This window comes from Erwinia amylovora, assembly GCF_017161565.1.
Classification (GTDB): domain Bacteria; phylum Pseudomonadota; class Gammaproteobacteria; order Enterobacterales; family Enterobacteriaceae; genus Erwinia; species Erwinia amylovora.
The window spans coordinates 515,012-529,023 of record NZ_CP066796.1 but is presented as its reverse complement, the minus strand read 5'-3'; the positions used below and the strand labels follow the sequence as shown (position 1 = coordinate 529,023).

General features: G+C 58.4%; 6 protein-coding genes. All 6 read left to right on the top strand.

Going from position 1 to position 14,012, the window contains the following annotated elements; genetic code table 11:
- The first annotated feature begins 4 nt into the window (after positions 1–4).
- The 6 genes from JGC47_RS02410 to JGC47_RS02395 are packed head-to-tail and all read left to right on the top strand — an operon-like array spanning position 5 to position 14,012.
- Positions 5–3,424 carry a type I polyketide synthase gene (locus JGC47_RS02410; protein ID WP_241097892.1) on the top strand — a complete coding sequence of 1,140 codons (3,420 nt, stop codon included), beginning with the start codon at positions 5–7 and terminating at the stop codon, positions 3,422–3,424.
- Positions 3,421–5,208, top strand: a complete 1,788-nt coding sequence (locus JGC47_RS17480) for a beta-ketoacyl reductase (RefSeq protein WP_241097891.1) — start codon at positions 3,421–3,423, stop codon at positions 5,206–5,208. The genes JGC47_RS02410 and JGC47_RS17480 overlap by 4 nt, the downstream gene beginning before the upstream one ends.
- Positions 5,209–5,248: 40 nt before the next feature.
- Positions 5,249–8,533 carry a non-ribosomal peptide synthetase gene (locus tag JGC47_RS02405; protein WP_004155245.1) on the top strand — a complete coding sequence of 1,095 codons (3,285 nt, stop codon included), beginning with the start codon at positions 5,249–5,251 and terminating at the stop codon, positions 8,531–8,533.
- Complete coding sequence (locus JGC47_RS17475) at positions 8,526–10,778, top strand: polyketide synthase (RefSeq protein ID WP_241097890.1); 2,253 nt, start codon at positions 8,526–8,528, stop codon at positions 10,776–10,778. Before JGC47_RS02405 ends, JGC47_RS17475 begins: the two co-directional genes overlap by 8 nt.
- On the top strand, positions 10,748–12,325 hold the full coding sequence (locus tag JGC47_RS17470; RefSeq protein ID WP_241097889.1) for a beta-ketoacyl reductase: 1,578 nt from the start codon (positions 10,748–10,750) through the stop codon (positions 12,323–12,325). Before JGC47_RS17475 ends, JGC47_RS17470 begins: the two co-directional genes overlap by 31 nt.
- 13 nt (positions 12,326–12,338) lie before the next feature.
- A complete protein-coding gene (locus JGC47_RS02395) occupies positions 12,339–14,012 on the top strand; it encodes a beta-ketoacyl synthase N-terminal-like domain-containing protein (protein ID WP_004155243.1) in 1,674 nt (557 codons plus the stop codon).

The window sequence follows — 14,012 nt, the reverse complement described above, 5'->3', positions numbered from 1 at the left end:
ACTGATGGATCAGAAATCTCATGAGGCTTCGGCTGTTAAGCAGGCTTTGGTTGCCGTACGTGAACTCAGGCAAGCTCTCGATCGGCAGACCAGAGAACCCATCGCCATTATCGGTACAGGTTGCCGTGTCCCCGGTGCCAGTTCACCGCAAGCTTTCTGGACGCTGTTGCTGGAGAAGCGGGATGCCATTGTGCCAATACCCGCGTCACGCTGGAGTAGTGATGATATCTACGATGCCGACCCGCTTGTTGAGGGCAAAGTCGCCACGCGCTGGGCCGGGATTATTGATGCGCAGTCATTCGATGCCGGATTTTTCGGAATCGGTGCCGAAGAGGCGCTTCACATGGATCCGCAGCAGCGGGTCTTCCTTGAGGTGGCCTGGGAGGCGCTGGAGCAGGCGGGCGTAACCCGGGAACAACTTCGCGGAAGTCGTACCGGCGTATTTGCCGGCGTTGTCAACTACAACGACGGTTATGCGCGACAGCTGTTTAAGGATCTTAAACGTGTCAATGCATTTAGTGGACCGGGTGTGTCTAACAGCGTGCTGGCCGGGCGCCTGGCCTACCTCTTCGACCTCAGGGGTCCCTGCCTTGCCATCGACACCGCCTGCTCGTCATCCCTGGTGGCTGTTCATCAGGCTTGTCAAAGCCTGCGCCTCAGGGAGTGTGATCAAGCTATTGCCGGTGGCGTCAATATCATTCTGGGTCCGCAGTTTTCCGTAGCCACCTCAAGGATGCATTTGATGGCGCCAGATGGTCGCTGCAAGCCGTTCGACGATCGCGCCGATGGCATTGTGCGGAGCGATGGTTGTGGCGTTGTCATTCTGAAACGGCTCAGTGATGCACTGCGCGATCATGATCCCGTTCAGGCACTGATTCACGGGTCAGCCGTCAACCAGGACGGTAAAACCAACGGGATGGCAGCCCCCAATGGCCATGCTCAGGAGGCGCTTATGCGGCAAGCGTTGGCTCAGGCCAGGCTGGGCGTGGACGACCTTGGCTATGTGGAGGCGCATGGTACGGGCACCCGGCTAGGCGACCCGATAGAAGTGGCCGCTCTGGACCGTGTGCTGGCGACCCGACTCAGTACGTACACCTGTCAGGTTGGTTCAGTCAAAGCGAACATCGGGCACTGCGAAGCTGCCGCTGGCATCATTTCATTGATCAAAGTGGTTCTGTGTCTGCAACACCGTTACATTCCCGGCCAGTTGCATCTGGATAATCTAAACCAGCATATGGAGTTTGATGAGAAACGCATCGCTTTCCCGCGTGATGCCATCCCCTGGCCGGACAGCGAAGAAGGCGGTCGGTATGCGGCCGTCAGCGCTTTCGGCTGGTCAGGAACCAATGCACAGGTGATCGTTGGCTCTGCTCCGATAAGCGCGCACTGCCTGAGTTCCGCGGATTTGTCGAAGATCGTACCCGTGTCGGGGGCGACAGCCGCAGAGTTGCATGATGCCGTCGGGCAGTTGGAAATGAGCCTGGCTCAAATGCCTGCTGACCAGGCTTTACAGTTGGATATCTCAAGCCTGGTGGAGCGCGCAAAATCGAGCCGCTGGCGTAAGGCCTTTGTCGCCGACAGTGCCGGGCAGCTGCTTGAGTCGTTAAGGCGATGGAAAGCAGAGGACGAACCCGCCTCTAACGTCAGACGTAGCCTGGCGGTGGTGTTTTCCGGGCAGGGAGCGCAGTGGCCGGGCATGGTGGATGAGCTGTTGCAGCAGGAACCCGCGTTCAGTGCCAGTATGCAACGCTGTGAGGATATCATCCGGCAGGTTGCAGGCTGGTCACTGATTGACACCATCGCCCGGCAAACCGCTGCGGATCTCAGTCGTACCGAGCTGGCCCAACCTTGTATCGTGGCAATTCAGGTTTCGCTGTTCGAGATGCTCAAAGCATGGGGTGTACAGCCCACGGCGGTAATGGGGCATAGCGTGGGAGAGTTTTCCGCTGCCTGCTGCGCGGGAATAATTGATCTGAGAGCAACGCTGACGGCCGTGATCCATCGCGGCCGTTGTATGGAGGCGCTGCGCGATCGAGGGTGTATGTACGCAGTCCTGGCCTCGGAACAGCAGGTACGTGACCTGTTGGGCGAGCGTCAGGACGCCACGATATCAGCGATCAACAGCCCTGCCACCGTCATCATTTCCGTCACCGCTGAGGGAGCCGACGCGTTACTCGCGGCGTTCGCGGCGGCAGAGCTGGAGCTGATCTCTGTCAACGCCCATTACCCTTTCCATTGCCCGTTGATGCAAGATCTGGCATCTGAGCTTAAAGAGGGGTTCACCCCTCTGCAACATCGGCCTGCCACCCTGACCTTTGTTTCTTCCAGTACCGGCCTGCCGGTGTATCAGGATGTGCCAGATGCCGATTACTGGGTACAAAACGCCGTGCAGCCCGTGCGGTTTGAACAGGCGGTCGTCAGCCTGGCTGACCTGGGGGTTGATGCCTTTGTCGAGGTCGGGCCTCATAGCTCACTCATACAGCATATCAAGGGGTCGCTTACCCGACATACGCCGCCTGTACGGGCGATGGCAACGCTTAACAAAACTTGCCCCCTCGCCCGGAGCCTGGAACAGCTGAAGGTCGGACTGTATGAAGTGGGTCAGAATTTGCTACCCGCAGCTTTCGGCCAGCAAGTTAAGCGCCTGTGGCAGCACCAGAACTTCAGCTTGCCGCCGTTTGTGCTGCCAGCACAGGAAGGCCATGGCCATTTAATGGGCAGGTTGGCTAAAGGCATGTCTCGTCTCGCCTTGCGTGCAGAGTGGGGAGTCGGTTCCAGTCCGTTACTGGGCGATCACTGCATGTTCGACAGTGTGGTGGTGCCGGGAGCCGTTCACCTGTGCGTACTCCTGAGCCACGGGATCAAAGACATCGGCATGCGTTCACCGCAGTTAAATGATGTCTCGTTTATACGGCCACTTCTGATGGCCCATGAAGATTCCACGGCAATCAATATTGAGCTAGACCATCAGATGCCGCTGAAAAGCGCCTACGACTTCTCTGTCAGCATCGAGCCGGGTGAATCCCAAGATCTGCTGTCAACGGGTTCGTTGGTTGAAGCTTCCGCCCCCCCGATCGACATCGACCTGACACATATGCACCGCGAAATAGCACAAGCCGCCGAACTTGATGTGCCGGCTTTTTACGCCAGAGCGCGATCGGCGGGTCTGCAGCTGGGGGCCAGGTTCCGCAAAATCCGTCAGATGTGGCTGGCGCGAAATCAACGACGACTGTTTCTGCTGCTTGAAGCGGCCTGTGCCTCGCAGACAGATGGCCTGGTGTTCGCGCCGGGCGTACTGGACTCCTGCTTTCAGGCGCTGTTCGCCGGCTACTGGCAGCAGTTACCTGAAACCGATCTGTTTATTCCCTTATCGATCGACCAGCTGACGCTGGTACGTCCCCCGAGGGCAGGATCTGGGGGGTGATTGACTTAACCCGTTCAGGGTTCGATCTCAATACGGAAGTGCTCTCCGGCAACCTGATACTGGCCGACGAGCAGGGGCACCGCGTGGCTGAGCTGAAAAACGTCATGATGAAACGCGCGCGCAGAACGGCATTGCTGGGCACCCGCGATCAGGGGCAGGAGCCTTTGTACCAACCAGGCTGGAAGACGATAAACGAATGGCCGGAACCCGCCCCCGCCAGCCAGGCTTTTGCCATTATCGGCAGTGGCGAGATCGCCGACCAATTGGTCACCGCGTTAAAACAACGCGGTCATCAGGTCGTGAGTCGGGAAAGGGCGCAAGATCTGTCAGATCCTGTCGGACGGATACTCTATCTGGCCGGCAATGGTGGCCATGGCAGCGACGCATTCAGCGAGAACATCGTCACCGACGTTGAGCAACTGCGGTTACTGGCTGAGCGACAGGCTCAATACAGTGCGGGTACAGGCATTTTCGTACTCACCCAGGGCGTTTACGGTCCGGCAGCCGAAGAGATGAGTCGCGGCCTGACGGGAAGTGCATCTGCCGCAGTCACCCGGGTGATCGCCAGAGAGTATCCGGCTATGCGGTGTACCACCATCGATCTGCCGGTGAACATGGCAGAGCACATCAGCCTGGCGTTGATCGCCCGCATTGTTTCCAGTGACAGCCGGGAGCCAGCCTTACGTATTATGGAAGGTGCCGTCCAGCGGTTTGAGGTGCAAAGGATCGACGATCATGAGCAGGCCACATTAGTCATTGATGCCGAAAGCCAGTACCTGATCACCGGGGGGTTCAGCGAAACAGGGCAGTTGCTGATGGATCACCTGATAAACGCCGGGGCGCGTCATCTGATCCTTATGGGCCGCAGCCGACCCTCTGATGCCTTGTCAGCACAAGTCAGTCACCTCAGGGAAAAGGGCATAAACATCAGGTTTTTCCAGGGGGATGTGGCGATCGTTGAGGATGTGGCGTCGCTGATGCGTTCAGTGCAGCGAAGCAAACGATCCCTGAAAGGTATCTATCACCTGGCAGCCGTTCTCCAGGACGGCGTACTGGCCCGACTCAATGCGGACAGCCTGCGAGCCGTGCTAAAGCCCAAAGTGACGGGTACGTGGAACCTGCATCAGGCAACTCAGGGAGTGGCGCTGGACTGGTTTATCGCGTTTTCCTCTTTGTCAGCCAGTATCGGTATCACCGGACAAAGTGCCTATGTGGCAGCCAACGCATTTATTGAAGCGCTGATGCGCTATCGCCACAGCCTCGGCTTACCCGGCACGGCCATCGGCTGGGGCCCCTGGTCAGGGGGAATGACTGCCCGGCTGGCGGCTGTCCGGCGCGATCGGTTTCGCCTCATGGGTCTTAAACTTTTCACAGCTGACCAGGTCGCGGCTATTGCGCTACGCGCCGATGTTGCCTGCCGCCCAATGCTGCTGGCGGCTGATATTTCCCTGCCAGCACTGCGTACCCTTACAGGTTCTGGCGTCGATATCCAGTCCGATACGGTGGCCATATCCCCTGGGGCAGAAAATGAGCGTTGCGTTATTAGCGATCCCGCGAGAAGACATACGATGACTCAGATTTTGATCGAAGAACTCGCACCGATAGTCAGCCACGGTGAGCTGACACTCGATACTGAACTGGCCGGACTGGATATTGACTCTCTCACCGCGGTCGCGGTCGTGCAACGTATACGCCAGCGCACCGGTAAAACTCTGCCCATATCGGCATTTTTTGACAGTCCAAGGTTGCGTGATGCGGTGGAAAAACTGCTCAGGCATTGCTGAAAAAACCTGATGATCAACAGGGTAAAGGAGCATCATTTTTATGGATATCGAGAGTTTAAAAAGAGAAAGGTTAACCGATCAGCAACTTGCACTTTGGTTCCTGGCGCACAGTTCACCGCGGGATGTGCGCTATAACATCGGTTTGGCCATGCGGATCCTGGGTGAGTTGAATGTGGAGGCTTTCCAGCTGGCGATGCGTCGCCTTGTCGTCCATGCCCCTGTGTTACGCAATACCTTTCCCGGGGTTGGCGGGATACCTGAGGTGGTATTTAACCCGCTGCTGACCCCAGCCTTAATGCACTTTGATGCGCATGGCTGGGATGAGCAATATCTGGCGCGCCAGATCCAGGAGTGGCATTACCGGCCGTTCGATCTGTCCAGCGACTGCTGCCTGCGATTCGCTCTTTTTGAGTGCGCTGCCAACGAGTGGGTTCTGGTGATTTGCGCCCACCATATTATTGCTGACTTTACCTGCCTTGGCATTATTCTCGACCAGCTGGAGTGCCTGTATCTGGATGAGATCGACAGCGATCTTCAGTGCTGGTTCTCGCCAACCCAACCCTTCAGCGCGTATGTTGCGCTTGAGCAGTCATCTCTTCTTGAACCGTCCGCTGGCCAGACTGACGCCTACTGGCTGGAATATCTCCGGCATCCTCCCTCGGCATTAAACTGGGACCCTCGCTGGCGCCACGGAGATAATAGCGTTTCCAGCCACTTTTTCTCGATTGGTTCATCCCGCTGCCGTGCTATCAGCGATTTCGCGCTTGCCAGCGGCGTTTCTGTCTTCTCCGTTATGCTGTCAGCCTGGGCTGTGGCTGTCGCCCGCGCCAGCGACCATCATGATGTGGTGGTGGGTGTGCCAACCTCGATGCGCGAGAGCCAGTTCCGGAACACCATCGGCAGCCTGTTCACCGTGCTGCCTGTGCGCCTGAACACCGGCGCTTCGTTCAACCAGCTGGTTCGACAAGCGCGCTCGGATTTTTTCTCTGCGCTGGATCATCGTCGGTTCCGTTTGAGTCAGGCGCTGGATGCCTTGCAGGTTGCACGGATACCTGAGCGCAATCCCTTGTTTCAAACCACGGTCAATATGTTGGGCAAGACAGGAAAGTCACGCTGGATCGATCTGATGATGGCGCCCCCAACCGTGAAGATCTGCTGGGCAGGCCTGGCGTTATCTCACTACCCGCTTCATCAACAGGAAGGTCAGGTGGATATCGCTCTGGAGTTTGTTGATGCCGGAGAAGATCTTCGTTGTGTGATTAAGGCTGACCCACGGCACTTTTCTCTGGCAGGGATCGCGACATTTACTCAACACTTCACGCAACTGATCGATCGCTTACTGACATCACCTGGCCTTGAATCAGGTGCGCTCACGCAGCCCCCTCAGGTCGATTTTAATGTGATCCCCGGGCCTCTCAATGCCTGTCCGCGTGGTGCAACCGGGGCTGTCTCACTGGTTGAATGGATTGACCGCCTGGTGCAGATCCACCCTGACCGGATAGCGCTGCGCGAACAGGGCCAAACGCTCAGTTACCAGTTGTTGCAACGACGCAGTTTGCGACTGGCCAGGCGCCTGACACAGGCTTCGCATCAGCATGGGCAGCGCATCGGCATCAGCCTGCCTCCCGGTATTGATGCTGTGGTGGCGATGCTGGCAATTCTGCGCACGGGCGCGGGCTACGTCCCGCTCGATCCGGCTCTGCCCAACGAACGGCTGCATGGCATTATTGAACAGTCGCAGATCACTACGGTCATCGGCGATGCGCAAACTTTGCGGCAAAAGGCATGGCCCGTGGCGACTTTGGATGTGCACACAGGCAGCGAGGATAGCGATGATGCGATCCCCGCGTTATTCGACTTCAGCACCGTCAGTGGCCTGGCTTACAGCGTGTTCACCTCCGGATCTACCGGCACGCCCAAGGGGATCGACGTGGAACACCATAGTATCGTGGCTCTGCTGGAAGCCGCGTTCCGGGCACTGGATTTGCAGAACGCGCTTGTCTGGAGCTGGACATCAGCCGCCAGCTTTGACCTGTCAGTCTGGGAGATATGGGGCGCGCTATGCTCGGGCGGAACCCTGCTGGTTGTTCCCTCTCACATCCGTAATCAGCCGGATCGACTGCTGTCGTTACTGGATAGCGCTGGGGTCAATGTGGTCACTCAGACGCCATCCGGCTTAAAAAACATGCTGACTGAGTTCGCACGAAGGCCCTCTCTGGCATCCCTGCAGCACTGGTGTATCTGCGGTGAAGCGCTGCCGGGTGAAACAGCAAGATGCTATCTGAGCGAACGCTGGGATCTGTGGAGTTTCTACGGGCCTGCTGAAACCACGGTATTTGCCAGCATTGAAAAGGTCACTGAGGAGCTGGTGCGCTATGCCGTTGTCCCCCTGGGCCGGCCGCTGGACTGCGCAACCTTGTATATCATGCAGCAGCAGCAGGCGTGCGCCCCCGGGCAACATGGGGAGATTATCGTTGGGGGATCGGGCGTGTCGCGCGGTTATGTTGGCCTGAAAGCCCTGACCGCAGAGCGTTTCATCGACGATCCTTATATGCCCGGCAAGCATGCGTACCGCAGCGGAGATTCAGGCTATTGGGACGGCGAGCGTGTGCATTTCTGTGGGCGTCTGGACGACCAGGTTAAAGTGCATGGTCATCGTGTTGAGCTGGGTGAGATCGAGCGCTGTCTGGAAACCCATGCTCAGGTGCGGCAGGCAGCGGTTTTTCTTGAGACGGTTGCGGGTCTTGAACGGCTGGCGGCGGTGACAAAACCTGTTGAAAATGGCGCCCAGCCTACCGAGCTGAACCTGCGTGAGCATCTGCGCAAGTGGCTCCCTTCTTATATGCACCCCACTCGCTTCGTATCGACGCCAGCGATCCCGGTCAATCGCCATGGAAAGCTGGACAGAGAGGCAGTCAGGCGACAATGGGCAGTCGCTCAACCTACCAGCGCTGATGTCCCCCCCAGGACTGTCACTCCCGGCCGCGGCGATTGCTGGCGCGTACGCCTGGCATCGATATGGCGCGATGTGCTGGGCAAAAACGACATTTGCCCGGACGATGCGTTCTTTGAGATAGGCGGCACTTCTGTCGCGTTGATGCAGATACACGCCCGGCTTCAGCAGTGGCCTGAGGGGCGACAGTTACTGGCGTCAGATCTGTTTCGCTTCCCTACCATTCGCGCCCTCGGCGCCTTTTTGCAGGGAGATACCGTCAGTCCACTTGAAGGATCGGTATCATACTGTGACAACCGGCGACGGCACACACTTAACCAGAGACGCCGCAAGCCGGACGCCAGCGGCAGCCAGGGAGGCCAGGATGAGTGATCAGGCGATAGCAATCGTCGGCGTCAGCTGCCGTTTGCCCCAGGCGCGGGATTTGCCGACGCTTTGGCAAAATCTGCTTTCCGGGCGAGTATGCTCCACGCGCTACGCCACCGAACGCCTCAGGGAGTTGGGGGTAAGTGAGGCGCTGTTAAACTCACCGAACTATGTACCGGTCGACTCTTGTCTGGATTATGCCGACCAGTTCGATCCCGATCTGTTTGCTATCAGTCAGCGCGAAGCTGAGCGGCTGGATCCCCAGCACCGGTTACTTCTTGAGTGCGCCTGGGAACTGGCGCAGCAAACAGGGCTGGGAAACCCGTTGCATCGCCCACGCATCGGAGTATTTGCCGGTAGCTCGATGAACAGCTATTTGATGAACGTGATTGGCGGAGAATGCGATCTGGTTTCTCCTCATGGCACCGAACTGATGCTGACCAACGACAAAGACTATCTGTGTGCGCGTATTTCTTACAAACTCGGCTTTACCGGACCCAGCGTGACCGTGCAGACAGGCTGTTCGACATCCCTGACGGCGGTGCATACGGCTATGCAAAGCCTTCTGCTGGGGGAGTGTGAGATTGCTTTCGCGGGCGGCGTCTCAGTACATGCCTGTCCGCGCCCTGGCTACAGCTATCACCCGGACTTGATGTTCTCGCGCGATGGCGCATGTCGCCCCTTCGACAAGGACGCTTCGGGAACGTTCTTTGGCGACGGTGCGGGTCTGGTGGCAATGCGTCCACTCGACGACGCATTACGTCATGGCGACAGTATTCAGGCCATCATTCTTGGCTCGGCCGTCAGTAACGATGGTGCAGGTCGGGCAGGGTTCACCGCCCCCGGTGTAGAAGGGCAGCGACAGCTGATTCTGGACGCCTTATCTGTTGCCGGTGTGCATGCGGAATCGATAGGCATGATAGAGGCTCACGGTACGGGGACGCGTCTGGGAGATCCCGTTGAATTCAATGCGCTTTGCCAGGCCTTTGCATTGCATACCCATCGTCGTGCGTTTTGTGCGCTGGGGTCCGTCAAAGCCAATCTGGGTCACCTTGCCGCCGCTGCGGGGTTCGCGGGGTTGGCCAAGACCATTGCGGCGCTGCAAAGCGGCCGCATCGCACCTCATCCGGGTTTCAGCCAAATCAATCCTGCCATGCGCCTGGATAACAGCCCGTTTATTATCAACACTCAGTCAATGGAATGGCCTGTCACCGGCGTCAGACGAGCCGGGTTAAGCTCTTTGGGTGCCGGTGGCAGCAACGTCCACATGGTCCTGCAGCAAGCGCCGGAGCGCCCACCGCGCGTGGCAGTGAGTGGCTGGCATACCATACTGCTTAGCGCCCGCGATGCTCAGGGGGTGGAGCAAATGGCGCATGATTTGTCCGCCCAGTTGCATGCTGCGCCCGACACACCGCTTGACGAAGTCGCCCGTGGTTTTGCCGAAGGCCGGGCAGAATATCCCTGGCGGCTGGCGGTGCAAGCCCGCAACAGCGCCGACCTGGTTGCCACCATCCAGTCTCGCCGCTATGAGATCGTGAAAGCCGCCGGTGAAGCAAACCGGCTGCTGGTGGATGTTGGCTCCCATCTGTTGCAAGCCATAGTGCATGACGCGGCTTACCGCCAGGAGATGGAGTCACTGATCGCACAGCTGCCAGGCGCAGACGATGCCCCCTGTAAAGGGCAAATACGCAAGGCGTTGATACAAACGCCCACCGCTGCGGCGACGCTAAACCTGGCAACGCTTATCGCGTTTCGCTGTCTGCGGCGCTGGATACTCACTCCCCTGACCTTTCTGGTCACGCCACAGGTTCGTGGTGCCATCGACTGTCAGGAGGGGCGTCTGAATGTAGCCCAGCTGCTGATAGCGATAAACGACAACGCTTTATCTGCACCCGATGCATGGGGGGACAGGTACTGCTTACGTGATGAAGTTCAGCGGCTGCCTGGAGAACAGGTAGTCAGTATCGAGCCAGACATGCAGGGCGCGTTCGCAGCGATCTGTTCGCAAACCTTACAGCTGGCTGCGCATCAGGGATTGCGTGCTGTGCTGGCTGAACTATGGCGGACAGGCGTGCCAATTGACTGGTCGGCTGTGCGGGCGGGTCAGTCAGTGCCGCATCGACAGCTGCCAATTGCGCCAATGCGTTACCGACGTTGCTGGTATCAGCCTCCGGCAACGCCGGTCGCTTCAGCAGAGGATCCCCCCACGGGCTGGTGTATGTGGAGCAATGGGAACGTGGTCAGCGCCTGAGCAGCGTATTGCAACCCGGCAGGCGCCTCTTTTGTCTGCTGGGCAGCCAGCAACAGGATCTGCTGGCGCTGGCGGATGCACTCGTTGCCTGCGGCCATAGCACTGTGTCCGAAGAAGAGAGTGGCACAGGAACGCCGGAGCATCTCGTGTGGTGCCTGGACGATGGCGGTGGTGATGACGATAGCCCGGCGTTTGCCTGGCAGTTGTGCGAACGAGTCAAACAGTGGTCGTCTCGCCACCCTTCTCCGCTTGGCCTCACGCTGGTCGGCAATGGTTTTGTTGACCCGTTCGGAGGCGAAACCATCAGACCCGGCCGGGCAGCGGCACTGGCGTGTATCGCCGCGATCAATCAGGAGCTTCCGGGGATGCTGGTCAACGTACTGGATACCCGCCGGGGAGCCTTTCGCACTGCCTCCGGGATCGGCGATATTGCAAGAGCGCTGATCCTGAACGCACCTCCGGCAGTGCTTGCCTTGCGTCATGGCATCAGCTGGAACCTTAAGCATCGTCCTTTGCCCCCGTCTCCCCGCAGCGCAGACACCTGCCATCGCGTGTGCCTGATTACCGGAGGTCTTGGTGCGGTGGGCTTTGCCACCGCTCACTATCTGGCGCGCCGATCCCATGCAGATTTAATTCTGGTTCGGCGGCCGCGCGAGGTTGCCGCCAGCACTGAAGAACGTTACCAGCAGCGGTTAGCGACCTTGCGTGAGTCAGGCGTTCGGGTTGAAGTCATCATGGCCGACGTCGGAGATCGCGACTCTTTATACCTTCAGCTGGCTTTACTGGACGAGCAAGGGCTGGTGCCCAACTGCTTCGTCCATGCTGCCGGGCCTTCCGGTGACAGCACTGTGCAATGGTTGCATAAAACCACGCGTGCGCAGTGGCAGGTGCTGATGGCAGCAAAATGGGACGGTGCGCGACATTTGCATCAATGGTTCGCAACGCGTCCCTTGCTGTTCGGATGTTTTGTCTCATCCCTTGCCGTCCTCGCCGGGGGGCTGGGTCTTGCTCCCTATGCGGCAGCAAATGAAGCCAGTGCCACCTGGCGCTCTCTTGCCAGCGAAGAATACCCTTATTTTTCAATCGATTGGGACGGATGGGAAGGATGGGATCATGCGCAAAGTTTTAAATACGGTAAACACAGAGCTCCTCCTCTGACCCTGGAGGACGTGGACAAGGCACTGGATGGGATCTTCGCGGCATACCTGGATCACACCCGTTTTGCGGTATCAACGGTGCTGCTGGATAAACGTTTGGCTTGGAGCAGCGATGAGTCCAGGGCTATTGCGCCTGATGCGCACTGCATCTCCCGACAACCCGTTGAAGTTCAAATGAAGTCTCTGTGGAAAGAGGTGTTACACCGTGCTGTCGGCAGCCAGGACAACTTTTTTGATCTCGGAGGAGACTCATTAGTGGGGGCTGGTTTGATTCGGATTATCAATGCCCGCTTTGGGGTAAAGCTATCCATGGTGGATCTTTTCGAGTCGGCGAACGTTGCCGCCTTGTCGCGTCAAGTCGAACAATGGCAGAAAGCCCATCAGAGTTAAAGGGAGTCAGCGCATGGACAGATCAACTTCGTCTTCACCGATGAATATAGCGATAATCAGTGTTGCAGGACGGTTTCCCCGGGCGGCATCTTGCGATGAACTATGGCAAGCCATTGTTGAGGGACGTGAATTAGTATCGAGCTACGACGACGTCCCCCCCAACCGGATGCAGGGTGCCGTTTATGTGCCGCGCGGTGCATTTCTCGAACTGCCTGAAACCTTTGATTATGGCTACTTTCGTTACACGCCGCGCGAGGCTTCGCGCATGGATCCTCAACAGCGCCAATGCCTTGAAATCTGCCATCACGCCCTGCAGCAGGCAGGCTACGGTCGGGGCAGTGATGCGGGGCGTTGCGGCGTATTCGTCGGAACCCGACCCGATACCTGGCACCAGCAGCACGTCAGACGCCCTGACGAAAGCAGCGCCGATGCGTTGCTGACGCTGGCAGGTGGGTCCAGTGATGCTTTGGCCACGCGTGTGGCTTACAAACTGGACTGTACCGGGCCGGCTTTAAACGTTGCAAACTTCTGCTCAGGCTCTTTGGTAGCCGTTCATCTGGCCTGCAGAAGCCTGATGGCGGATGAATGTGACATGGCGCTGGCGGGTGGAGTCTGCGTGCGCTATCCAGCGCACTGTGGTTACTGGCACTACGAAGGCGGCATTATGTCGCGTCAGGGACAGGTGCGCGCCTTTGACGCAGCGGCCGACGGGACATTGTTTGCAGATGCGGTGGGTTTTGTCGCGCTGCGTCGTCTGCGGGATGCCGAACGTGACGGCAATACCATTCTGGCGGTCATCAGGGGTTCAGCGATCAACAACGATGGTGTCGATAAGGCTGGCTACAGCGCTCCGGGCGTATCAGGCCAGGAGGCGGCCATCCGCAGTGCATTATCCAGTGCCGGCATGCAGGCGCAGCAAATAGGAATGATTGAAGCACATGGCACCGGTACGCCCGTCGGTGACGCGGTTGAACTGCGGGCGCTGTCGCGGGTATTTGACAATGTGGCTGCGCGCACCTGTGGCATCGGTTCGGTAAAGTCTACCTTAGGCCATGCCGATTGTGCCTCCGGCATCAGCGGCCTGATCAAGACCATCTATGCCGTGCGTCTGGGGATTATCCCTCCTGCGACCCACTGCGACCAACCATGCCAGGCACTGAGTGATGTGCGGTCCCCTTTTATGGTCGCCAGTCAAGCGCGTCGCTGGTGCGAAAGCCATGAGATCAGAGCAGCCGGCGTCAGCTCTTTCGGCATAGGTGGCACCAACGTGCATATGATCGTGGTCCAGCCCCCTCCCATCAGTCATATTCCGACACGCGAGCCGCTGCATCTGATCCCGCTTAGCGCAACCAACGCCATCACTTTGCAGCGCGTTGTGACGGATTTGCTCAACCACCTGCATCAGCATCCTGACATCGAACTGGCCGACGTTGCCTACACCTTGCAGCGCGGTCGGCAACACTGGCCGGTGCGTAAGGCTATCGTCGCCGGGTCTCTGGCCGACTTGATATCCGGCTTACGCCAACCGCAAGGTGTTGTACCCGGCAGCAGCAGTGCGGCGGTAGTCACCGCGCTGGCTACGTCCTGGCAGCAGGGTGACACACTGGACTGGACGAGGTTTTACCCGCAAGAGCAGCGCCGCCGGCTGGCACTGCCGTCTTACCCCCTGGCAGCAACACTGATTTGA

Excerpts from the sequence above, each read along its gene's own strand:
- JGC47_RS02410 (WP_241097892.1), top strand. The coding sequence starts at position 5 with ATGGATCAGAAATCTCATGAGGCTTCGGCTGTTAAGCAGGCTTTGGTT.
- JGC47_RS02405 (WP_004155245.1), top strand. The coding sequence starts at position 5,249 with ATGGATATCGAGAGTTTAAAAAGAGAAAGGTTAACCGATCAGCAACTT.
- JGC47_RS17475 (WP_241097890.1), top strand. The coding sequence starts at position 8,526 with ATGAGTGATCAGGCGATAGCAATCGTCGGCGTCAGCTGCCGTTTGCCC.
- JGC47_RS02395 (WP_004155243.1), top strand. The coding sequence starts at position 12,339 with ATGGACAGATCAACTTCGTCTTCACCGATGAATATAGCGATAATCAGT.